Source organism: Gordonia desulfuricans NBRC 100010 (genome assembly GCF_001485495.1).
Lineage (GTDB): Bacteria > Actinomycetota > Actinomycetes > Mycobacteriales > Mycobacteriaceae > Gordonia > Gordonia desulfuricans.
Window position 1 is genome coordinate 1 of the sequence record NZ_BCNF01000022.1, and the last position, 23,154, is coordinate 23,154.

Genomic DNA, 23,154 nt, shown 5'->3' on the forward strand with positions numbered 1-23,154 from the left:
GAAACCCCCGCAACACGACCTCGCCGGCGCAACCACCGGAGCGGTCCGACCGATCAGTAGTCGGCGTCGGTGTACTCGATCACGCCACGGATGTTCTTGCCCGACAGCATGTCGTCATAGCCTTCGTTGATCTGGTCCAGCCGATAGGTCGTGGTGATCAGATCCGAGAGGTTCAGTGATCCGGAACGATACTCGCGCAGCAGGTTCGGGATCTGGGTGCGTGGACCGGTACCACCGAAGATCGCTCCCTGGACCCGCTTCTGCAGCAGCGTCAGCTCGAAGAGGTTGAGTTTGACGTCCTCGGCGGCGAAGTTGCCCATACCCACCACGACCACCTGGCCGCCCTTGCCGGTGAGCCCCAGCGCCGGTGCGATGATGTCGCCGAAGATCTCGCCGACGGTGATCACCGTGGTGTTGGCCATCTTTCCCCAGGTGATCTCCCCGATCACCGGTGCCGCCTCCTCGATCGAGGCGAACGAGTGGGTCGCACCCACCTTCTCGGCCATCTGCCGTTTGAACGGGACCGGGTCGATTGCGATCACGAATCGTGCACCGGCCGCCGCGGCGCCCTGCACGGAGTTGATGCCGACGCCGCCGATACCGATCACCACCACGGTGTCACCGGTGTGGGTGTCGCCGATCTCCACGGCCGAGCCCCAGCCGGTGGCCACACCGCAGCCGAGGAGTGCGGCCTCACGCAGCGGGATGTCGTCCTCGATCTTGACCACCGACGCCTCGCTGACGGTGATGTAGGGGGAGAACGTGCCGAGCAGGCACATCTGGGTCACCGGGGTGCCATCCGTGGTGTGGATGCGGTGGGTGTTGTCGGCGATCGACAGTCCGCTCAGCAACCGCGCACCCTCGTCGCAGATGTTCTGATGCCCCTGCGAACACGGTTCGCACACACCACACGCCGGGATGAACGCGGTGACGACGTGATCGCCCTCGGCGAGTCTGGTGACACCGGGACCGACCTTGGTCACCACGCCGGCGCCCTCGTGGCCGCCGAGCACCGGCATCGGGATGGGACTGTCACCGGTCCGCAGATGATGGTCGGAGTGGCAGAGTCCCGATGCGGCCAGGCGAACCTGGACCTCACCGGCGACGGGATCACCGATCTCGATCTCCTCGATCTGCCACGGCTGTCCGGGTTCCCGCAGAATCGCACCCTTGGTCTTCACGCGCCCCACACCTTTCCGGCACCATCTGTGCCTCACATCACATCGTCGGCCATGGATGCGCCGGCCCGCATGGGAATGACGGATTCGATGCGCGACCGGGACGGTGCCCCGTGCGAGGATGGATGTCATGGCCGAGCCCGCGTCCGACGACCCGAATGCCTCCGGCCGTCGGGTCCGCACCCTCCGGTGGTTGTTGCCCGCACTGCTGATCCTGCTGTGGATCGCGATCGGCGGTCTGACCGGACCGTTCGCCGGCAAACTCTCCTCGGTCACCACCTCCGACAGCAGCGCTTTTCTGCCCGCTTCGGCCGAATCCACCCGTGCCGGTGAGGAACTCGCGGCGTTCCAGGACACCGACGAGGTGCCGGCCATCGTCATCGCCGAACGCACGTCCGGGATCACCCCGGCCGACCGTGCGTTCGTCGCCGACGCCACCGGCGGCGTCGCGGGCACCCCCGGTTTCGGTACGGCCGTCTCACCACCGATCCCGTCGTCCGACGGTCGCGCACTCGAGGTGTTCATCCCGGTCTCCACCGTCGACTCCGATCTGGGTGATGCCGTGGAGGCCCTGCGCACGGCGCTCGACGACGCCCCGGACGGCCTGACCGTACTGGTCACCGGACCGGCCGGACAGATCGCCGATCTCGGTGAGGCCTTCGCCGGGATCGACGGCATCCTGCTGCTGGTCGCGGGGCTGGTGGTGATCGCCATCCTGATCGTCGTCTACCGCAGTCCGATCCTGCCGTTCGTGGTGATCATCTCGGCGGTGTTCGCCCTCGCCCTGGCCTGCGGGGTGGTCTATGCACTCACCCGGGCCGGGCTGCTCGAGTTGAACGGTCAGAGTCAGGGCATCCTGTTCATCCTGGTGTTCGGCGCCGCCACCGACTACGCATTGCTGCTGGTCTCACGGTTCCGCGAGGAGCTGACCGGCACCGACGACCGGGTCACCGCGATCACCCGGGCCTGGCGCGCCACGATCGAACCGATCGCGGCGTCGGCGGGCACGGTGATCGCCGGTGTGCTGTGTCTGCTGCTCAGCGACCTCAACTCCAACAGCAGCCTGGGCCCGATCGCCGCGCTCGGCATCGTCGCGTCGTTCCTGGCGTCGATGACCTTCCTGCCCGCGGTGCTCGCCCTGCTCGGCCGCTCCGCGTTCTGGCCCCTGCGCCCGCACCGCACCGACGGCGAACCGACGCACCGTTTCTGGCATGGCATCGCCGAGTGGGTGGCCGCCCGCCCCCGCGCGGTCTGGGTGGGCACCCTGATCGTGCTGATCGTCGGCGCGGCCTTCGCCCCCACCTTCCGTTCCGACGGCATCGCCCAGACCGACTTCTTCCTCGGCGACGTCGACTCGGTCGCCGGTGCCGAGATCCAGGCGCAGCATTTCGACGCCGGAGGCGGCAGCCCGACGTGGATTCTCACCGAGGCCGCCGCCGCCGATCAAGTGGTCGCGACCACGAAAACCGTCGACGGGGTCGCACAGGTGTCGGTGAGCAGCGAGAACGGCGCACCCATCGTGCGTGACGGCCGGGTGGCGGTCGAGGTGACCCTCGCCGACAACGCCGAGTCGTTGGCCGCCCAGGACACCGTCGAACGGATCCGCACCCGGGTGCACGCCATCCCGGGCGCCGACGCCGAGGTGGGCGGCACCACCGCGGTCGCGCTGGACACCCGCACCACCGCCAAGGCCGACCGCAATCTGATCATCCCGGTGGTGCTGCTGGTGGTGCTGGCCGTACTGATCCTGCTGCTGCGCAGTCTGGTCGCACCACTGTTGCTGTTGGCCACCACGGTGTTGTCGTTCGCGACCACACTGGGTGTGGCCGCACTGCTGTTCAACGGGCCGTTCGGCTTTCCCGGCGCCGATCCGACCGTCCCGTTGTTCGCCTTCGTCTTCCTGGTGGCGCTCGGGATCGACTACAACATCTTCCTGATGACGCGGGTGCGGGAGGAATCGCTGCGGCACGGCACCCGGGCCGGGGTGATCGCCGGGCTCACCTCCACCGGCGGTGTGATCACCTCGGCGGGTGTGGTGCTGGCGGCCACCTTCGCGTCGTTGGCGGTGATCCCGCTGCTGTTCCTGGCCCAGGTCGCCTTCCTGGTGGCCTTCGGTGTGCTCGTCGATGCGCTGATCGTCCGGACACTGCTGGTCCCCGCGCTGTCCCTGGACATCGGGCGTCGGATCTGGTGGCCGAGCGCCCTCTCCCGAACCGACCCCGCCCGAACCGACCCCACCGATGACGACAAGTCCGGCGGAACACCGGTTCCCGCAACGGGTTCGGCCGAATCCGGGGTCCGCGTCGACGATCAGGGCTAGCGTCGGCATCACAGCCCTCTTGACGTGAAATCTGGTGTCCGATGACCCTCTCCGATCACACCGCGGACCTTCGGGAGGACTTCACCTCCCTGCGCCGCGGTGGCCTGAACTGGAACTCCCTGCCCCTGCGCCTGTTCACCAAGGGCAATGCCCGCTTCTGGGATCCGACGGCGATCGACTTCGGTGCCGACGCCGAGGACTGGCAGGAGATCACCGCCGAGCAACGGCGCAGTGCCACCTTCCTGGTGTCGGAGTTCGTCGCCGGCGAGGAGGCCGTCACCGCCGACATCCGGCCGTTCATGGATGCGATGGCCGCCGAGGGACGGTTCGGCGACGAGATGTATCTGAGCCAGTTCTGTTTCGAGGAGGCCAAACACACCCAGGTGTTCCGGCTCTGGATGGATGCGGTGGGCCTGACCGCCGACCTCAATCCGTATGTCGCCGAGAACCCCTACTACCGGCAACTGTTCTACGAGGAGCTGCCGACGTCGTTGCAGGCACTCCACGCCGATCCGTCACCGCGAAATCAGGTGCGCGCCAGCGTGACCTACAACCACGTCGTCGAGGGCTCGTTGGCGCTCACCGGATATCACGCGTGGCACAAGGTCTGCGCCAAGTACGAGATCTTCCCCGGTATGCGCAACCTGATCCGGCTGATCGGCGACGACGAGCGCCGCCACATGGCGTGGGGCACGTTCACCTGCCGGCGGCACGTGGCCGCCGACGACTCGCTGTGGACCGTCATCACCGACCGGATGGGTGAACTGCTGCCGCTGGCCGTCGGGTTGATCAACTGGGTCAACGACCAGTTCGACGAGCAGCCGTTCGGTCTCGACAACGACGAGTTCGTCGCCTATGCCGCCGACCGCGCGCAGCGCCGCCTCGGCGCCATCGAGTCCGCGCGCGGGCGCGACCTCGCCGAGATCGATCTGGACTGCTCCCCCGCCGAACTCGAGGAGAGGTTCGGGCAGGAAGATGCCGCGGCGATGGGCGCGCTCTGACCCACCGCCGCTCACCGGCTCCCGAGCTCGACGATCTCGGCACACCGCGATTCGACGAGCCCGCGGTGATGGCTGACCAGGACCAGGGCCGCTCCGTCGTCGACGATCTCCTGGAGCAGGCCGATCACCGATCGGGCGGCCACCGGGTCGAGCATCGAGGTGGGTTCGTCGGCGAGCACGATGTGCGGTGCCTGAACCAGCAGGCGTCCCACGCAGGCCCGTTGCAGCTGGCCGTCACTGACCTGGGCCGGGAATCGCTCCAGCAGAGACGATTCCAGTCCGACGCGCCCGGCGATCGCATCGACGTCGACATCGCCGCCGGTGATCACGGCCGGTTCGGCGACGATGCGGCGCAGTGTCCAGCGCGGGTTGACGACCAGCCGCGGATGCTGGGCGAGCATGCCGATCGCACCCGGCGCCGGGGTGTCCCGCTCGCCGTACCGGACGGTGCCGGAATCGGCCGGGACCAGACCCGCGAGCACCCGCAGCAGCGTGGTCTTCCCGGTCCCCGACGGACCGGTCACCCCGGTCATGGAGCCCGGCCGCGCCCGAAGGTCGACGTCGTCGAGCACCGTGTGCCCGTCGAAGCCCACGCGCAGTCGCTCGGCGACGAGGCCGGAGGTCTGCCGGAGCGCAGTCGGTGTGTGCGGCATGGGAATCCTCCGGCTCATCGGATCGGTGTGAAGAACGCGGCGACATAGTCGTCGGGATGCTCGGCGCACGCCTGGAGGTCCTGTTCGGCGACGATCCTCCCGGCCCGCATCACCGCGATGGAGCGGCACACGCGGGCTTCTGTCAGCGCGTCCATGTCGTGGGTGATCACCAGTACCGCCGCACCACGCTCGGCGAGGCTGCCGAGCAATGCCCAGATCGCCTGTGCCCGTTTCGGGTCGAGTGCGGAGGTGGGCTCGTCGGCGACGATCACGGCCGGTTCGGCGACGATCGCGGCGGCCACCGCCGCGCGCTGCGCCATCCCCCCGGACAGCTCGTGCGGGTAGCAGTCGAGCGCATCGACCGGAAGTCCCACGTCGGCGCACAGTTCGGCCGGGGTCCGTGAGCCGCCGAGGACGTCGACGACCTCGGACAGCTGGCCACCCAGCGTGCGAACCGGGGTGAACGAGGTCATCGGGGACTGCGGGACCAGGCCGATGTGCCTGCCGCGCAGGGCCCGCCAGCGTGGGTCGTCGACGCCGAGGGTCTCACCCGCGACGGTCACCGTGCCGCCGACCCGCGACCCGGGCGGCAGCAAACCGGTGAGTGCGGCGGCGAGCATCGACTTGCCGCAACCGGATTCACCGATCAGTGCGGTGACGCTCCCCGCGGCCAGGCAGAGGTCGACGTCGTCGAGCACCCGCACCGTGTCGGCACGGCGGTCACGGCGGGTGGCGATGTCGACGGTCAGACCCGTCACCCGTGCGATCGGTTCGGTCATCACCACACCTCCCCACTCGGCGGACGATGGTTGCGGCGCAACGCCGATCCGGCAGCGGTACACGCCAGGGCGGCGATGATCAGCGCCAGCCCGGGGACGACCAGCGTCCACCAGGCACCGGTCAGGACGTCACCGCGGGCCTGCCCGAGCAGCGTGCCGAGGCTGGCCTCGTCCGGCGAGAGTCCCACCCCCAGGAACGAGAGGGTGGTCTCGTGCCACACCGCGTGCGGCAGCAGGATGATCATGGCCACCAGTGCCTGTCCGGTGACCGCCGGGAGCAGGTGCCGGCGTGCGACGAACCAGCGGGACGCGCCGGCGAGCCGGGCCGACTCGATCCATCCGGCGTGCGCGTTGTCGAGCAGTTCGGCACGCACCACGCGGGCCACCGACGGCCAGTGCGTCAGCGCGATGGAGGCGACGATGGCCACCGGGTCACCGCGCCACATCGCGGCGATCACCACACCCACCACCAGGTGGGGCAGCGCGTTGACCCCGTCGACGACGCGCATCACCACGGCGTCGAACCAGCCACCGATGGTCACCGCACCGATCCCCACCACCAGGCCCAGGACCGTCGAGATCACCGCGCACAGGGCGGCGATCAGCAGGGAGATACGGAGGCCCTCTGCGGTCCGGACACCGAGGTCGTAGCCGGAATGGTCGGTACCCAGCCATGCTCCGTCGCCCGGCGCGCGCAGGGCGGCGGCGAAGTCGGCGGTCTGGTCACCGGCGAGCAGCGGGACGACTACGGCGAAGGCCGCCACCAGCGCCAGGACCACCCAGGGCCCGTGTCGCCACAGCCGGCCGGCGGCATCCCGGACGGTCTGTGCACAGCCGGTTGTCCGCGTCCGGACGTCTGCACCTCCGGCGAGGTTCCCGGCGGTCATGCGGTCAGTCCGATCCGCGGGTCGATCCAGACGGCTGCGGCGTCGGATAGTGCCGAGCCGATCAGCACCAGCACCGCCGATCCCACCGCGAGCGAGGCGAGCAGCGGGAAGTCCAGGGCCACAGCCGAATCGACGAGCGCCTGGGCCAGTCCCGGCCAGCCGAACACGGTCTCGACGATCGCGGCCCCGGCAATCAGCTCGGGCAGGCGTGTACCCAGCAGGGCCAAAGTCGGCAGAACCGACATCGGCGCGACATGGCCGCGGAGCAAACGGATTCCGCCGATCCCGCGTGCGCGCGCACCGCGCACCGCATCGGAGTCGACGGCATCGATCACCGCCGCCCGCATGGACAGCAGCAACCAGGGGATCATCGACACCGTCAGGGCGACGAACGGGAGCACGGCATGGGTGAGGATGCCGTCGACGCTGTAGTCGTCGCCGGGCCGTCGGGCGCCCGACGTCGGGAATGCCCCGAGCCCCACCGCGAACACGCTCACCAGCAACAGTGACACCACGAACGGCGGTGTCGCGGCGAGGACCGCTGCGAGACCGGTGCAGACCCGGTCGACGAGCCCGCCGCGGCGCATGCCGATCACCGCACCCAGGATGATCGAGATGACCGCTGCGGCAAGCAATGCCGCCAGCGAGATACCGACGGTGAACGGCATGCGTGCGGCGATCACGTCGGCGACCGGCTGCGACTGCGTCGCCGACCAGCCGAGATCACCGTGCATCAGGTTGCGGCACCAGTCCCACCATGCCGACGGCCAGCTCTGGTCGAGGTGATAGGCCTCGCGGACGGCTTCGCGCTGGGACTCGGTCGCCGACTGGTAGCGGTCGCCGAGATGGGCGGTCAGCGGATCGAACGGCGACATCCCCGCCACCAGGAACACCCCCAGCGACACCAGCACGATGGTGGGGATCGCGATCAGCAGCCGGCGGGCGAGCAGTCGCAGCGCCACCCGGTTCCGTGACGGCCGCCGGCGGCCGGCCACACCCGGATCGATCGGCTCTTCGGAACCCTGTTGTCGTGCAGCGACCTTCGGGTCCGACGTCGAGTCGGCGGAAACGGTGGCGGTCATCACCGGCCGCCCTCGGTCCACGACGGCAGGTTCCACCACGGCCCCCAGGTGACCCCGTGGGAGTGGGGTTCGAGGATCGGCGCGTCGTGTGTCCATGCGCCGGGCCGGGAGACATAGGTGTGGTGCAGGAAGGTCAGGAACACCGACGACGGCGCCTGGGCGTAGACCCGCTGGATCTGCCGGTACCGTTCGGTGTTCTCCGGTGACGGCGCGCTCATCCGGGCGGCGTCGAGCAGTGCGTCGAGTCCGGGTGCGGTGAAGTTCCCCGGGTTCGAGTACGGCGACGAGTCCGGCACGCGCGTGTGCAGCGTGTCGTACACCTGCGAGTCGATGCTGTACGGGGCGGAGCCGCCACCGAGGAGCACTGCGTCGGTGCCGAGTCGGGTGTCGATGTCGTCCCAGCTGGTGCCTCGCGGGGTGACCTCGACACCGAGCGGCTTCATCGCCGCGGCGAAGGCCACCGACAGATCGCGGCGGAGGGTGTCCTGGGCGTTGTAGAGCAGCGTGAACGACGCGCGATCGGTGCCCTTGGCGCGGATTCCGTCACCACCGGCGATCCATCCGGCACGCTCCAGGACGGCCTCCGCCGCGGCCCGGTCGTACCCGAATTGTGTTGCGGCGTCGTAGGCCTCGCCGTACACCGGTGCGATCGGCGTCGACGACGGTTCCCCCCGGCCGGCGAGGACGTCGGTGACCAGCGCTTGCCGGTCCACACCGAGGTTCATCGCCAGTCGCGCCTGCACGTCGGCGGTGAAGGCGTTGCCGGCCGGCAACGACACGCCACGCCAGTCGGCCGAGCGCACCGCCACCACCTGTGCACCGTCCCGGCCGTCGAGCGTGTTCGCCAGTCGCGGTGGGAGGTTGGTGCCGTCGACCTCGCCGGCGGCGATCCGCTGGGCACGGGTGTTGTCGTCGGGGACGTAGCTGTAGACGACGCGGCGCAGTTGCGGCGCGCGGCCCCAATAGTCGTCGCGGGCGACCAGGACCGCCTGGTCGGGCTGCAGGGAGTCCAGGCGGTACGGGCCGGTGCCGACGGGCTCGGTGTTGAGCTTCCACTCGGCGGCCGGCGCGTCCTGCACCCGCTCGGACGGGACGATGCCCAGCAGCAGGTACGGCGACGGGTCGGCTGCGGTGTCGAGCTTCACCACCACCGCGTTCGGCCCGTCCGCGGTGATCTCGGTGATCGGTGCGACATCGGTGGAGATCTCCGATGCGACGGCCGGGTTGCGCACCGCCCGGTAGGTGGCCACGACGTCGGCGGAGTCGAAGGCGGTTCCGTCGGAGAAGGAGATGTTCTCCCGCAACGGGATACGCCAGGTGTTGGTGTCTCCGATCCGGGCGGGTGCCGCCGCGGCGAGCGCCGGGACCAGGTCCGGGACGACGGTGTCGTCGTCGGCCTGCGGCTGCAGCAATCCCTCGTAGATCGGGGAGACACCGAGTTGCCCGTAGCCCATCATCGGGTTGTAGTCACCCAGCTCGTACCCGGTGGCCAGGACCAGCCGATCGTCCTGCTCGTCCGTCGAGCCGGAACAGGCGGCCGCGAGCATCGCCACCGCTCCGGCCATCGCGAGCATTGCACGCCGCTTCATTTATCACCTCTAAAGTCTGTTCAGTTGAACATATGAGCATATTCTCAGCCCATTGGGTGATCGTCGCAATCCGGACAGCCGTTGGCCAGTCTTTCGACGCATTACTGGCCGACCGGACAGGGCGGGACAGCCGAGACGTCGAGGGTCGACGCGCGGCGACCCGGTGACAAAGAACTAGAACACGTTCTAGTCTGATGGGGTGGATGTCACCTATGACGCGACCAGACGCGAACTGACCACCGACAAGGGCGTGCTGCGCTACCACGAGGCCGGTAGCCCCGACGCCCCGCCGCTGCTGTTGCTGCACGGGTCCGGGCCGGGCGTCAACGGCTGGCGCAACTATCGCGGCAACCTGGGATTCTTCGCCGAGACCCACCACTGCTACATCGTCGAGTTCCCGGGATTCGGCGTCAGCGACGCCTGGGAGGGCATGCCCGTGCTCACCGCGGGCAAGTCGGTGATCGCGTTCATGGACGCCCTCGGCATCGACTCGGCGCCGATGATCGGCAACTCGATGGGCGGCGTCGTCGGCGTCAACCTGGCGATCAAGAAGCCCGACCGCGTCGAGAAGCTGGTGACCATCGGCGGGGTGGGGCCCAACGTCTTCTCCCCGAGCCCCTCCGAAGGACTGCGACTGCTGCAGGAGTTCGCCGACGACCCCGACCGCGACAGATTGGTCCGCTGGCTGCGCGGCATGGTCTACGACCCGGCACTGGTCACCGAGGAACTGATCGAGGAACGCTGGGAGGCCGCGATGCATCCCGACGCCCTGCAGACCGGCAGGATGATGTACGGGTCGGCATCCTTTGCGATGCAACAGAAGTTCATGGCCGACTCCGACATCCCGCCGTACTGGTCGATGATGCACAAGATCTCGTGCCCGACACTGCTCACCTGGGGCCGTGACGACAGGGTGAGCCCGCCGGACATGGCGATGGTCCCGATGCGGCTGATCCCGCAGGCCGAGCTGCACATCTTCCCCAACTGCGGGCACTGGGTGATGATCGAGGCCAAGGAGGCCTTCGAGTCCGCGGTCGCGGCCTTCCTCGCCCGCTGACCGACACACGTTTAATCGATTGCGCCCGGGTCGTCGGATCTGCCAGAGTCATATCGACACGAGAGAAGCAGCCGGTCGCGGGGTACCGCCGATCATGTTCTGCGCGTGGCACTCTCGTGCCTCCACATGGCAACGGCCGGCAAGGCCCGGGGTTCGACTCCTCCATCCTGGCACCGCCCCCGGGGTTCCGGGTGGCATCGGTCCTGTGGCTCGCGTCCGGCTCGTCCCGCGCGTGTCCCCACCGGTGCACCCGCCCGCGGGCGGTGTCGCATGCCGTCGCGTTCCACGTGGAACCCACAACCGAACATCGACATGCGCGGCGCACACGGAAGGAGGTTCGCCATGTCCTTCACCTTCGCACTCCAGCCCAAGCGGAAGCTGTTCTCCCATCAGGAGATCGAGCCCGGTCACACGGTCCTCGAATACCGTGGCGGCCGCCTGTCGCGCACGCTGGCCCCCGGTCGGCATCGCGTACGGCGCACGGCGTCGTATGTCGACGTCGACCTCCGTACGCGCATCGTTCCCGTTGCGCCGCAGGAGGTCCTGACCGCCGACACCGTCTCGGTCCGGGTCACCATGGCACTGCGGGCCCGGGTCACCGACGCGGTGGCCTACACCGAGACCACGGCCGACCCGTGGTCGGCGGTCTATCTCGCCGCCCAGGTCGCCCTCCGGGATGCCTGCGCGTCGTCGACCGTCGAGCAGCTGCTCGCCCGCGACCAGGGCATCGACGCCGGCTCGATCCTGCAGGCCGCCCGCACCGCGGGTGCCACCATGGGTATCGACGTCGAGGCGGTGTTCCTCAAGGACGTGATCACGCCTTCCGAGATCCGTTCGGCGGCACTCGAACTGATCACCGCCAAGATGCAGGGGCAGGCACGACTCGAGAAGGCCCGCGCCGAGACCGCCGCCCTGCGTGCACTGGCCAACGCCGGCCGGCTGCTCGACGCGCACCCGGCACTCGCACGGCTGCGGCTGGTGCAGGAGGCGCCGTACGGCGCCAAGGTCGTCCTCGCCGTCGGTGACGCAGACGCTGCGGCCGCCCGGCCGGTCGCGTCCGACGACGACCGCTGACCGTGTTCTGGCGTACTCGTCCGCTTCCCGCTTGCCTGCTCCGGTAGGCGGAAACGACGTCCGTACGCGGCAACCGAACAGCCAACAGGGCCCCGACCGGAATCCGGTCGGGGCCCTGTCTGTCAGTTCAGCGGTCCGAGAACGAGATCAGTACTTCTCGCCCTTGGCAGCCTTCTCCACCAGCGAGGCCGGCGGGGTGAACTGGGTGCCGTACTTGGCCTCCAGCTCGCGGGCACGGTCGACGAAGCCCTGCAGGCCGCCCTCGTACTGGTTCATGTACTGGACGACGCCACCGGTCCACGCCGGGAAGCCGATGCCGAAGATCGAGCCGATGTTGGCATCCGGCACCGAGGTGATGACGCCCTCTTCGATACACCGGGCGGTCTCGACGGCCTCGGCGAAGAGCATGCGCTCCTTGAGGTCCTCGAGAGTGGCCGAACCGCTGCCGGAGTTGAACTTCTCCCGCAGACCCGGCCACAGCTGGACGCGCTTGCCGCTCTCGTCGTACTCGTAGAAGCCGGCGCCGTCCTTCTTGCCCGGGCGACCCTGCTCCACGAGGTAGTCGATGACGTCGAACGACCCGTGGTGCGGGAATTCCTTGCCCTCGGCCTTGGCGGCCTCCTGGCCGGACAGACGGATCTTCTGCATCAGGACGAGGTTCAGCTCGTCGCTGAGCTGCAGCGGTGCGGCCGGGTAACCGGCCTGGGTGCCCGCATGCTCGATCAGGGCCGGCTCGATGCCCTCGGCGACGGCCGCGATGGCCTCGTTGATGAAGGTACCGATCACGCGGCTGGTGAAGAACCCACGGCTGTCGTTGACGACGATCGGGGTCTTGCGGATCTGCAGGGTGTAGTCGATGACCTTGGCCAGCACCGCATCCGAGGTCTTCTCACCGCGGATGATCTCCACCAGCGGCATCTTGTCGACCGGCGAGAAGAAGTGGATGCCGATGAAGTCCTCCTGGCGCTTGACGCCCTGGGCGAGGATCGTGATCGGCAGCGTCGAGGTGTTGGAGCCGAGGATGGCGTCGGGCTCGACGACGTCCTCGATCTCCTGGAACACCTTGTTCTTCACCTCGACCGACTCGAACGCGGCCTCGATGACGAGGTCGACGCCCGCGAAGTCGGCCGGGTCGACGGTCGGGGAGATCCGGGCGAGCAGCGCATCGGAGCGCTCCTGCGTGGTCTTACCGCGCGAGAGCGCCTTGGCCTCGAGGCTCTCGGCGTAACCCTTGCCCCGCTTGGCGGCCTCGATGTCGATGTCCTTGAGGACCACCTCGATGCCGGCCTTGGCCGAGACGTAGGCGATGGCCGCACCCATCATGCCGGCGCCGATGACGCCGACCTTCTTGGCGGTGTACTTCGGGTAACCCTCGGGCCGCGAACCACCGTTGTTGATGTGCTGCAGATCGAAGAAGAACGCCTTGATCATGTTCTGCGCGACCTGACCGGTCACGAGGTTCACGAAGTAGCGGGTCTCGATGATGTCGGCGGTGTCGACGTCGACGTAGGCGCCCTCGACGGCCGCGGCGAGGATGTTGCGCGGGGCCGGCATGTTGGCGCCCTTGATCTGCTTGCGCAGCAGCGACGGCAGCGCGGGCAGATTGGCGGCGAACTTCGGGTTCTTCGGGTCGCCACCGGGGATCTTGTATCCCTTGACGTCGAAGGGCTGCTGCGCCTCCGGGTTGGCGGCGATCCATGCCTTGGCGGCCGGGACCAGATCGTCGGTCGAGGCGACGACCTCGTTGACCAGGCCGATCTCCTTGGCCTTGGTCGGGTTCAGGCGCGGGCCCTGCAGCAGGACACCCATCAGGGCGTTCTGGATACCGAGCAGACGCACGGTGCGCACCACACCGCCGCCACCGGGCAGCAGGCCGAGGGTCACCTCGGGCAGGCCGACGACGGCACCCTTCACGTCGGCGACGACGCGGTAGTGGGTATGCAGCGCGATCTCCAGGCCACCGCCGAGGGCGGCACCGTTGATGGCGGCGACGACCGGCTTGCCCAGGGTCTCCAGTCGACGCAGCACCTTCTTCATGGCGTTGGTGCGCGTGGTGATCGCGGTGGCGATCTCTTCCTTGGTCTGGGTGCGCTCGGCGGTCATGTCCTTGAGGTCGCCGCCGGCGAAGAAGGTCTTCTTCGCGGAGGTGAGCACGACACCGGTGATGTCGTCCTTCTCGGCCTCGAGCCGATCGACGGTGGCCTCCATGGACGTCATGTAGAGATCGTTCATGGTGTTGGCGCCCTGGTTCGGGTCGTCCATGGTGAGCACGACGACGCCGTCGGCGCCCTTCTCCCACGCAATCATGTTGTCAGTCATGGTGTTTTCGAAAGTCCTTTGATCTGTCGAGGGGGGATCAGACGCGCTCGATGACGGTGGCGATACCCATGCCGCCGCCGATGCACAGGGTGACCAGGCCGTAGCGACCGCCGGTGCGCTCGAGCTCGTCGAGGCAGGTGCCCAGGATCATGGCACCGGTGGCACCGAGCGGGTGACCCATCGCGATGGCGCCACCGTTGACGTTGACCTTCTCGTGCGGGACCTTGAGGTCCTTCATCCACTTCATGACGACCGACGCGAACGCCTCGTTCAGCTCGAAGACGTCGATGTCGTCGACGGTCAGGCCGGCGCGCTTGAGCGCGAGCTCGGTGGCCGGGGTGGGGCCGGTGAGCATGATCGACGGCTCGGAGCCGACCTGTGCGAACGACACGAAACGGGCGCGCGGGGTCAGGCCGTTGCGCTTGCCCGCCTCCTCGCTACCGATCAGGACGGCTGCGGCACCGTCGACGATGCCCGAGCTGTTGCCACCGGTGTGGACGTGGTTGACACGCTCCACCTCGGGGTAACGCTGCAGGATGACGTCGTCGAAGCCGGCCATCTCGGCCAGCCCGGCGAATGCCGGCTTGAGCTTGCCCAGCGACTCGGCGGTGCTGCCCGGACGACGGTGCTCGTCGTGGTCGAGCAGGATGACACCGTTCATGTCGCGCACCGGTACCACGGACTTGGCGAAGAAGCCGCTGGTCCAGGCCTTCTCGGCGCGTGCCTGCGACTCGGCGGCGTAGGCGTCGACGTCGTCGCGGGTGAAGCCCTCGATGGTGGCGATCAGGTCGGCACCGATGCCCTGCGGAACGATGTAGTTCTCGTAGGCGGTCATCGGGTCGGTGAAGAGCGCACCGCCGTCACTGCCCATCGGCACACGCGACATCGATTCGACGCCACCGGCGAGCACCAGGTCGTCGAAGCCGCTGGCGACCTTGGCCGCGGCGAGGTTGGTGGCCTCCAGGCCCGACGCGCAGAAGCGGTCGATCTGGGTGCCGGGGACGTTCTCCGGCAGACCGGAGTTGAGCGCCGCGGTGCGGGCGATGACGCCGCCCTGCTCACCGACGGGCGAGACGACGCCGAGGATCACGTCGTTGACCTGCGAGGCATCGAGGCTGCCGTGGCGGGCCAGGACCTCGTTGATGATTCCGGAAGCGAGATCGACCGGCTTGACGCTGTGCAGCGCTCCACCGCGCTGCTTGCCACGAGGCGTGCGGAGTGCCTCGTAGATGAATGCTTGATCGGCCACGAGAGAGTGTTCCTTTCACACGAACCAGCGATGGTTTCACCTCAGGCTAACGCGGAATAACTTGTTTGGCTATACCTGGAGGTCAAGGACTAGATGAACTCTCCGATTTTCAGCTAAGGTCGATTCACCATGTCTACCTCCACCCCGCCGTCCGGACCGCGCCGCACGCGTCCGGCCGACCGTAAACGGCAGCTCGTCGACCACGCGACGACGCTGTTCGCCGAACGCGGATACCAGCAGGTCTCGGTGGCCGACATCGCCCGTGCCGCCGGGGTCACCGCGCCGTCGGTGTACCGGCACTTCACCGACAAGCTGGCCCTGCTCGACGCCGCGGTGATCGCCGCCGTCGACGATCTCGAGTCGTGTACCGACCGCGCGCTGGCGGGCGGCGAGAGCATGGACCGGCTGGTGACCCGGCTGTGCGTGCTCGGCGCCAAACGACCGGAGTCGACGTCACTGTGGCGCTCGGCCAGCCAGCACCTCACCGACGAGCAGAACCGCGAGGTGGTGCTGCGCACCCGGGAGGTGCTGCACCGATGGGCGGCCACCATCGACACCGCCACCGGTATGGGTGAGCGCAATGCCATCCAGATCGCCTGGGCGATGCTCTCGGTGGCGGGCAGCCTCGCGGTCCACAACTCCCGGCTCTCCACCACTCGGGCGCAGGCCGAGCTCGGGGTCCTGGTGCTCCGGCTGGTCGCGCTGCAGCCGTCGTCGGCGCCACCGCTGACCGCCCCACCCCAGATCGGCACCTCCACACGGACGCGCCGGGACGAGATCCTCGACGCCGCAGCCGATCTGTTCGCCGAGCGGGGTTATGCCGGAGTGGGCGTCGACGACATCGGTGCCGCGGTGGGGATCACGGGACCCAGTGTCTACAAACACTTCTCGTCCAAGCTGGCGATCCTGCTGGGAATCGGCCAACGCAGCGGCACCCGTCTGGAGGCCGGGGTGATGGCCGCCTATGCCGCCGTACCGAACTCGGCCGTCCGCGACGACGCAACCGAACCGGGAACCCAGGATCCGGCGGCACTGCTCGCCCGGCTGGTGGATTCGTACGTCGGGGTGATCACGTCGAGCCCCGACCTGTCGGTGGCGTTCAACAACTCCTACGCACTGGCCGGTCAACCGGCCGCGGGGGATCTCCTGGACGTGCAGCGACGGTATGTCACACGGTGGATCGACCTGCTCGGCGCCGCCCATCCCGACCTCAACCGTGCGCAGGCGGCGATCGCGGTCCATGCCGCGCTGTCGATCGTCAACGACGCGGTCCGTGTGCGACGCGGGGTCAACCGTCCCGAGTTCCCGGCCACCATGGCGTACCTGATGAAGGGCATACTCTCGGTATGACCAGCGCGGGCGAGCCCGAGTACACCCGGGACGAACTGATCGCCGAACTCGGGATCTCCACCGAGTACGCCGAGAAGATGTGGAATGCCTTCGGTTTCGCGCGGCAGAACACCGACGAGAAGGTCTTCACCGCCGCCGAGGTGGAGGCGCTGCGGTTCTTCGCCCACTCCGACGAGACCATCCCGCAGGCCGCGCAGGTTCCGGTCGCGCGGGCGATCGGCCAGACCATGTCACGGCTGGCCGACTGGCAGGCCGAACAGCTGATCGAGTTCGACAAGAATCCCGAGATCCCGTGGACGCGCGACCAGATGGCGCTGGCACTGGGCCTGATCCAGCAGATGATCTGGCGGCGTCACCTGTCGGCGGCGCTCGAACGTGACATCGCCCATCCGCATGACGAATCCCAGGAACTGGTGGTCGGATTCGTCGACATCGTGGGTTACACCAGCCTGTCGCGGCGGATCGGGATGGCCGAACTCGAGATCCTGCTCGAGATCTTCGAGGACCAGACACACGAGATCATCGCGAAGAGTGGCGGGACCGTCATCAAGACCCTCGGTGACGCGGTCATGTTCACCTTCACCGAGGCATCCGGCGCCGCCGAGGCCGCGCTGGCGATCCACCGGCTCAGCGAGGACGACCGCATCCCGTCGTTACGGGTCGGCCTCGCCCGCGGCCACATCCTCACCCGGCTCGGCGACGTCTTCGGCGAGCCGGTGAACATCGCGGCCCGGCTCTGCGGATCGGCCCGTCCGGGAACGACTCTGGTCGATCAGGCGGTGGCCGACGAGCTCGCCGACACACCGTCGGTCCATCTGCGGCCGATCCCCACGCTCTCGGTGCGCGGCTACCGCCGGCTCAAGGCGAGGGTGCTGACGGCCAACCGCTACAACCGGTCGGATTCGGCGGGATCGGAGAACACCGACGCCGGTCCCACGGTCCCGTAGATCCGCACCTCGGTGGCCTTGACCACCAGGAACACCGGGCTGCCGTGGCCGAGACCGAGTTCGGCCACCGACTCCCAGGTCACCTCGGCACCGATACGCACTCCGCCGCAGTCCGACCACACCACGGCATGATCGCCACGCGGCATCACCTCGGTGACGGTGCCCGTCCAGCTGTTCCGCGGACTCCCGTGCGGCGCTTGCGGATACACCGCGACGGCGCGCGGGGAGAACGCCGCGGCCGCCGCCTGTCCGGCGGTCAGCGGTTCGGAGGGCTCCCCGACCACCGTGATCCCCTGCGGCCCTTCGATCGTCGACGACCCGGCGAAGCGACCGGTGACCAGGTTGACCCCCGACAGCGACGCCGCGAACGACGTCTCCGGATGGGTGAGCACCTCGGTGGTCGGGCCGGTCTGCACCAGCCTGCCGTGGTCGAGCACGGCGACGGTGTCGGCGAGTCCGACGATGTCGACGAGGTCGTGGGTGACGAGCACCGTACACCCGGCACGTTCGGACAGCAGTGATCGCACCAGGGTTCGCATCTGCTGTGCCACATCCACATCGAGTGCCGCGAACGGTTCGTCGAGCAGCAGCACCGACGGTTCGGTGGCCAGCGCCCGGGCGATCGCCGCGCGCTGGGCCTGCCCGCCGGACAGTTGTGACGGCATCCGGTCGGCGAGATGGGCGACGCCCACCGCCTCCAGCCAGTGCTCGGCACGCGCGCGTGCCGCACGGCGGGAGAGCCCGGCCGCCGCCGGCCCGAAGGCCACGTTGCGCCGAACGTCGAGATGCGGGAACAGCTTCGCCTTCTGCTCGAGCAGCACCACCGAACGCCGGTGCGGTTCGACGAAGACACCGCGCCCCTGCAGCACCCGCTCACCCAGCCACACCTCGGAACCGGGGGTGCGGCGCAATCCGGCGAGAACGCCCAGCAGGGTGGACTTCCCGGCGCCGTTGGGGCCGATCACGCCGAGCGTCGTCGCCGGCGGTACCTCGAGATCGGCGGTGAGCGGGGGAAGTTCACACCGCACCGCGGCGCGGAAGGCCGCGGATTCCTCGGTCACGTCATCACCCCCGATCCCTTCCGGAGGTGCACGCCCACCACGACCACCAGGGCGATCACGATCAGCACCAGCGACATCGGCAGTGCGGCAAGCGGATCGGAGATGGCGTCGAGATAGATCTTCAACGGCGCCGTCTGGGTGGTCCCGGGCAGGTTGCCGGCAAAGGTGATCGTGGCACCGAACTCGCCGAGCGCCCGGGCGAAGGCGAGCACACTGCCGGCGATCAGGGCGGGCACGATCAGCGGCAACGTGACCCGCCACAGAGTGCGCGTCGGCCCCGCACCGAGTGTGGCGGCGACCTGCTCGTACCGATCACCGGCGGTTCGCAGGGCACCCTCCACACTGATCACCAGGAACGGCAGTGCCACAAAGGTCTGCGCGATCACCACCGCCGGGGTGGTGAACGCGATGACGATCCCCGCCCGGTCGAGGTACTGCCCGATCAGCCCGTACCGGCCCAGCGCATACAGCAGCGCCACACCGCCGACCACCGGCGGCAGCACCAGCGGCAGCAGCACCACCGCACGGATCACCCGGATGAACATCGAGTCGTACCGGGCGAACACGATCGCCATCGGCACACCGAGGACCAGACAGGCGACGGTGGTGGTCACCGCGGTGAGCATGCCCAGCCGCAGTGCCTCCACCGAGTCCGGCGACGTCACCGACTCCCAGAAGGTCCCCCACGGCATCCGCCACAGGATCGCGATGGGACCCATCAGGATCAGCGCGACCCCGAGGGCGGCGGGGACGTGAATCCAGAGCGGGACGCGCCTCATCTGCTGACGCTGAACCCGATCAGGAGGCCGCGGCGAAGCCGGCGTCGGTCAGGATCTTCTGACCGGTGCTCCCGAGCACCAGGTCGACGAACTCCTGGGCCTGCTGCTCGTGCTTCGACGCCTTGAGGGTGGCGATCGGGTAGTTGTTGACCACCGTGGCGAAGGCCGGATCCACGACGGTGGTGACCTTGTCGCCGGCGCCCTTGGCGTCGGTGACGTAGACCAGACCCGCGTCGGCCTGCCCGCTGGTGACCTTGGTCAGCACCGCGGTCACCGAGGTCTCCTGGCTCTTCGGGGTGATGTCGACGCCGGTGTTCTTCTCGACCTCGGCGGTCGCCGCACCGCACGGAACCTCCACCGCACACAACACGGTGGTGACGTCGGGGTTGCGCAGGCTCGCGAAATCGGTGACGTGCTTGGGGTTTCCGGGTGCGGTCACGATCACCAGGGTGTTGCGGGCAAAGATCTGCGGGGGGTTGACCTTGTCGGTCACCTTGTTCATGGTCGCCTCGTCGGCGGTGGCGAGCACATCCACGTCGGCGCCCTGCTGGATCTGGTTGACCAGCGCCGACGACCCATCGAAGTTGATCTTCACGTCGACGTCGGAATGCTCCGCCTCGTAAGCCTTCTCGAGCTCGGTGAAGGTCTTCTTCAGCGATGCGGCCGCGTAGACGTTGAGGACGGTCTTCTCACCGCTTCCGCCGTCGTCCGACGACGAGCACCCGACCACGGTGACGGCCGCGGCCGCAACCACCCCGACGGCCGCGAACGTCTGACGAATCCTCTTGCTGCGCAGCATCATCCTGCTTCTCCCTCGACAACTGTCCATGGTGGTGTCCGACGCCGGGCGGCGTCAGCGGTGCGCGTCACGCTCGACGATCACGGTGGTCGCCTTGACCACCGCACTGGCGATCACGCCGGGTTCGAGGCCGAGTTCACGAGCGGCCTCGGCACTCATCAGTGAGGTGACCGTGAACGGCCCGCACTGCAGGCCGACCTTGGCCATCACCCCGTCCATCTCGACGTCGGTGACCAGACCGGTGAAGCGATTGCGGGCCGACGTCAGCACACGGTCGTCGTCGCCTCCCGGGTCGCGGGCACGGTCGGCCGCGAGTGCGGCCAGTTCGGCACCGTCGACGGTGGTCGCGCCCTCGGCGCTGGTGGCCGTCAGTGCCCCTGCACCGATCCACCGGCGCACGGTGTCGTCACTGACCCCGAGCAGCGCCGCCGCTTCTTTGATCCTGATTGCGACCATGCGGGTACCCTAACCGCACTTGCGGACAGATGTCAGTTCTAGGTCCGCAAACACGGAACCTTGGGACGCCTCACTCGCGTCAGGACGCGTTGTGAGCGTCGAAGACCTGCTGGGCCACCTTCATCGCCGACAACGCCGCGGGCGCACCGCAATACCCCGCGGTGTGCACGATCGCCTCGACGATCTCCTCCTGGGTGAGTCCGTTGGTGAGCGCGCCACGGACATGCCCGACGAGTTCCTCGTGCGCACGCAACGCGGTGAGGATGCCGATGTTGAGCAGGCTGCGGTCCCGTCGCTCGAGTCCCTCCCGGTTCCACACCGCATCCCACACATGTTCGGTGACGAACTGCTGCAGCGTCGCCGAGGCGGTTCCGTCGGTCCGCGCGAGTGCCGCGTCGACGAAGTCGTCGCCCATCACCGCGCGCCGCACCCGCAGGCCGTTCTCGAATGATTCGGAATCGTGATCAAAACTGTCGCTTGGCATTCGTTCATGGTCGCAGACCTGCGGCGGCGATCTGCCGATGAGTTCTGCCGAGTGTGGTGGTCTGTATCGAGGACAGCTCACCGAAAATCGCTGGCGCCCCGACCCGCGCCTCCCTAGCCTGGAGAAACATGACCGCACAACCAGCAGTCGAGACCGGGGCCATCGGTTCCGACACCCCCGCGATCGAGGCCGTCGACCTCGTGAAGACCTTCGGTGAGTTCACCGCCGTCGACGGTGTCTCGTTCTCCGTCCCCCAGGGATCGGTCCTGGGACTGCTCGGCCCCAACGGCGCCGGGAAGACCACCATCGTCCGCATGATGACCACGCTGTCCGAGCCGACCTCGGGTACCGCCCGCATCGCCGGGTTCGACATCCGCGACGACCCGGAGGAGGTCCGCCGGCACATGGGCCTGACCGGCCAGGCGGCCACCGTCGACGAGATCCTGACCGGCCGCGAGAATCTCCGGATGATCGGCGGCCTCTACGGAATCCGCCGCCGGGAACTCGCCGAACGCAGCGACCGCCTGCTCGAGCAGTTCTCCCTCACCGACGCCGGCAACAAACAGGTCAAGTCGTACTCCGGCGGTATGCGCCGACGACTCGACCTCGCCGTGAGTCTGCTCGCCGCACCACCGGTGCTGTTCCTCGACGAGCCGACCACCGGACTGGATCCGCGCAGCCGCAACGAGTTGTGGGATGTGTTGCGGGAACTGGTCGACGGCGGCACCACACTGCTGCTCACCACGCAGTACCTGGAGGAGGCGGACCAGCTCGCCGACGACATCGTCGTCATCGACCGCGGCACGATCATCGCGCACGGCACCCCGCTGCAACTCAAACAGCAGGCCGGGGCGGCGAGTGTGGTGGTCACCGTGTCGGCGGACTCCGATCTCGAACCGGCACGCGAACTGTTGTCCCGGTACGGCCAGGAGGTCTTCGTCGACGCCGCCTCACGCACCGTCACCACCCCGGCCTCGGGACTGTCGGATCTGACCCGGATCGCCGGCTGGTTCGACGAATCACAGATCGGTGTCGACGATCTCGGCCTCGCCCGGCCGAGCCTCGACGACGTGTTCCTCTCGCTCACCGGACATCGTGCCCAAGCGGACACCGCAGACAACTCCGGCGCAGATACCTCCGGCGCCGCCCACCCGACCGCCTCCACCAAGGGGGAATCCGCATGACCGCCACCGCCGCCACCTCGACCTCAGCATCCGCGCCGCGATCGCCGGCCTCGGCACCTGCGATCCATCAGACCAACATCTGGCAGCAATCCTGGATCATGGTTCGCCGCAACCTGATCCACACCCGCCGCATGCCGGAGATGCTCTCCGACGTCACGATCCAGCCGATCATGTTCGTGGTGCTGTTCGCCTACGTCTTCGGACCGGCGATCAGCCTCGGTGTGCCCGGCGTGAGCTACAAGGAGTACCTGCTGCCCGGCATCATGGGGCAGACCATCGTGTTCACCGCGTTCATCGTGGCCACCGGCATCACCGCCGACATCGAGAAGGGAATCGTCGACCGCTTCCGCTCGCTGCCGATCCGACGCTCCTCGGTGCTCGTCGGCCGCAGTATCGCCAGCCTGATCCACTCCTCGATCGGCATCGTCGTGATGGCGGTGACGGGGCTGATCATCGGATGGCGGATCACCACGTCGGTCGGCGAGGGCATCCTGGGTTTCGCCCTGGTGCTGCTGTTCGGTTTCGGGATGATCTGGTTCGGTGTGCTCATCGGCTCCTGGCTGCGATCGGTCGAGGCGGTCAACGGGTTCATGTTCACCCTGCTGTTCCCGCTGACCTTCGTGTCCAATGCCTTCGTCCCCACCGCCAACATGCAGCCGTGGCTGCGCGCGATCGCCGAATGGAATCCGTTGTCGGCGCTCGTGCAGGCCATGCGCATCCTGTGGGGCAACGGGCCGGAGGCCGCCGAGACCGCCGCCTGGCCGATGCGCCATCCCGAGCTCGCCACCCTGATCTGGGCGATCGTCCTGACCGCCGTGTTCGCCCCGTTCGCCGTACGCGGCTACAACCGCCGGACCGCCGACTGATCAGCCCCCGCACCGGTCAGGACTTCACACCGGGCAGGGC

The 23,154-nt window shown here is 68.3% G+C and carries 21 protein-coding genes; 8 read left to right on the forward strand and 13 right to left on the reverse strand.

The window, feature by feature from the left end:
- Window positions 1-53: 53 nt before the first annotated feature.
- On the reverse strand, window positions 54-1,181 hold the full coding sequence (locus tag GD1_RS03600) for an NDMA-dependent alcohol dehydrogenase (RefSeq protein WP_053776380.1): 1,128 nt from the start codon (window positions 1,179-1,181) through the stop codon (window positions 54-56).
- Window positions 1,182-1,308: 127 nt separating this feature from the next.
- Between GD1_RS03600 and GD1_RS03605 the strand changes: the two genes are divergently transcribed.
- Window positions 1,309-3,498, forward strand: coding sequence for an MMPL family transporter (locus GD1_RS03605; RefSeq protein WP_059035719.1), 2,190 nt, complete (start codon window positions 1,309-1,311; stop codon window positions 3,496-3,498).
- Window positions 3,499-3,539: 41 nt separating this feature from the next.
- The gene (locus GD1_RS03610) at window positions 3,540-4,499 is read left to right on the forward strand and encodes a R2-like ligand-binding oxidase (RefSeq protein WP_059035720.1); all 960 of its coding nucleotides are present in this window, start codon (window positions 3,540-3,542) and stop codon (window positions 4,497-4,499) included.
- 11 nt (window positions 4,500-4,510) lie between these two features.
- On the opposite strand, the gene GD1_RS03615 is transcribed toward GD1_RS03610, so the two are convergent.
- From GD1_RS03615 to GD1_RS03635, 5 genes are read right to left on the reverse strand one after another with little or no spacing between them, the layout of a single operon-like run.
- Complete coding sequence (locus GD1_RS03615; RefSeq protein ID WP_083533834.1) at window positions 4,511-5,152, reverse strand: ABC transporter ATP-binding protein; 642 nt, start codon at window positions 5,150-5,152, stop codon at window positions 4,511-4,513.
- 14 nt (window positions 5,153-5,166) lie between these two features.
- Entirely contained in the window at window positions 5,167-5,931 is a 765-nt protein-coding gene (locus tag GD1_RS03620; protein ID WP_059035722.1) for an ATP-binding cassette domain-containing protein, read from the reverse strand.
- Window positions 5,931-6,818, reverse strand: a complete 888-nt coding sequence (locus tag GD1_RS03625) for an ABC transporter permease (protein ID WP_083533835.1) — start codon at window positions 6,816-6,818, stop codon at window positions 5,931-5,933. The genes GD1_RS03620 and GD1_RS03625 overlap by 1 nt, the downstream gene beginning before the upstream one ends.
- On the reverse strand, window positions 6,815-7,900 hold the full coding sequence (locus GD1_RS03630; protein WP_053776377.1) for an ABC transporter permease: 1,086 nt from the start codon (window positions 7,898-7,900) through the stop codon (window positions 6,815-6,817). Before GD1_RS03630 ends, GD1_RS03625 begins: the two co-directional genes overlap by 4 nt.
- On the reverse strand, window positions 7,900-9,489 hold the full coding sequence (locus GD1_RS03635) for an ABC transporter substrate-binding protein (RefSeq protein WP_059035724.1): 1,590 nt from the start codon (window positions 9,487-9,489) through the stop codon (window positions 7,900-7,902). Before GD1_RS03635 ends, GD1_RS03630 begins: the two co-directional genes overlap by 1 nt.
- Before the next feature lie 199 nt (window positions 9,490-9,688).
- Between GD1_RS03635 and GD1_RS03640 the strand changes: the two genes are divergently transcribed.
- Both GD1_RS03640 and GD1_RS03645 read left to right on the forward strand, forming a co-directional pair.
- The gene (locus GD1_RS03640) at window positions 9,689-10,546 is read left to right on the forward strand and encodes an alpha/beta fold hydrolase (RefSeq protein ID WP_059035727.1); all 858 of its coding nucleotides are present in this window, start codon (window positions 9,689-9,691) and stop codon (window positions 10,544-10,546) included.
- A 342-nt stretch (window positions 10,547-10,888) separates the two neighbouring features.
- The gene (locus GD1_RS03645) at window positions 10,889-11,620 is read left to right on the forward strand and encodes a slipin family protein (protein WP_083533836.1); all 732 of its coding nucleotides are present in this window, start codon (window positions 10,889-10,891) and stop codon (window positions 11,618-11,620) included.
- 147 nt (window positions 11,621-11,767) lie between these two features.
- On the opposite strand, the gene GD1_RS03650 is transcribed toward GD1_RS03645, so the two are convergent.
- Window positions 11,768-13,939, reverse strand: a complete 2,172-nt coding sequence (locus tag GD1_RS03650) for a 3-hydroxyacyl-CoA dehydrogenase NAD-binding domain-containing protein (RefSeq protein WP_059035729.1) — start codon at window positions 13,937-13,939, stop codon at window positions 11,768-11,770.
- A gap of 37 nt (window positions 13,940-13,976) precedes the next feature.
- Window positions 13,977-15,188, reverse strand: coding sequence for an acetyl-CoA C-acetyltransferase (locus GD1_RS03655; RefSeq protein WP_020790838.1), 1,212 nt, complete (start codon window positions 15,186-15,188; stop codon window positions 13,977-13,979).
- 129 nt (window positions 15,189-15,317) lie between these two features.
- Between GD1_RS03655 and GD1_RS03660 the strand changes: the two genes are divergently transcribed.
- The gene (locus GD1_RS03660; protein ID WP_020790840.1) at window positions 15,318-16,538 is read left to right on the forward strand and encodes a TetR/AcrR family transcriptional regulator; all 1,221 of its coding nucleotides are present in this window, start codon (window positions 15,318-15,320) and stop codon (window positions 16,536-16,538) included.
- Window positions 16,535-17,485: an adenylate/guanylate cyclase domain-containing protein gene (locus tag GD1_RS03665; protein ID WP_059035732.1), complete on the forward strand. Its 951-nt coding sequence runs from the start codon at window positions 16,535-16,537 to the stop codon at window positions 17,483-17,485. Before GD1_RS03660 ends, GD1_RS03665 begins: the two co-directional genes overlap by 4 nt.
- Here the strand turns inward: GD1_RS03665 and GD1_RS03670 are convergent.
- The 5 genes from GD1_RS03670 to GD1_RS03690 form a co-directional block, all read right to left on the reverse strand.
- A complete protein-coding gene (locus GD1_RS03670) occupies window positions 17,425-18,546 on the reverse strand; it encodes a sulfate/molybdate ABC transporter ATP-binding protein (protein WP_174519002.1) in 1,122 nt (373 codons plus the stop codon). The two genes, GD1_RS03665 and GD1_RS03670, sit on opposite strands and share 61 nt — an antisense overlap.
- Complete coding sequence (locus tag GD1_RS03675; RefSeq protein ID WP_020793836.1) at window positions 18,543-19,325, reverse strand: ABC transporter permease; 783 nt, start codon at window positions 19,323-19,325, stop codon at window positions 18,543-18,545. Before GD1_RS03675 ends, GD1_RS03670 begins: the two co-directional genes overlap by 4 nt.
- A 19-nt stretch (window positions 19,326-19,344) precedes the next feature.
- Window positions 19,345-20,124 carry a molybdate ABC transporter substrate-binding protein gene (modA, locus tag GD1_RS03680; RefSeq protein ID WP_157079372.1) on the reverse strand — a complete coding sequence of 260 codons (780 nt, stop codon included), beginning with the start codon at window positions 20,122-20,124 and terminating at the stop codon, window positions 19,345-19,347.
- A gap of 54 nt (window positions 20,125-20,178) precedes the next feature.
- The gene (locus tag GD1_RS03685) at window positions 20,179-20,580 is read right to left on the reverse strand and encodes a TOBE domain-containing protein (RefSeq protein WP_053776326.1); all 402 of its coding nucleotides are present in this window, start codon (window positions 20,578-20,580) and stop codon (window positions 20,179-20,181) included.
- A 79-nt stretch (window positions 20,581-20,659) separates the two neighbouring features.
- Window positions 20,660-21,064, reverse strand: coding sequence for a carboxymuconolactone decarboxylase family protein (locus GD1_RS03690; RefSeq protein WP_053776325.1), 405 nt, complete (start codon window positions 21,062-21,064; stop codon window positions 20,660-20,662).
- A 128-nt stretch (window positions 21,065-21,192) separates the two neighbouring features.
- On the opposite strand from GD1_RS03690, the gene GD1_RS03695 reads away from it, so the two are divergent.
- Window positions 21,193-22,248: an ATP-binding cassette domain-containing protein gene (locus GD1_RS03695; protein WP_059035734.1), complete on the forward strand. Its 1,056-nt coding sequence runs from the start codon at window positions 21,193-21,195 to the stop codon at window positions 22,246-22,248.
- On the forward strand, window positions 22,245-23,114 hold the full coding sequence (locus GD1_RS03700; protein WP_020792001.1) for an ABC transporter permease: 870 nt from the start codon (window positions 22,245-22,247) through the stop codon (window positions 23,112-23,114). Before GD1_RS03695 ends, GD1_RS03700 begins: the two co-directional genes overlap by 4 nt.
- The last annotated feature ends 40 nt before the right edge of the window (window positions 23,115-23,154 follow it).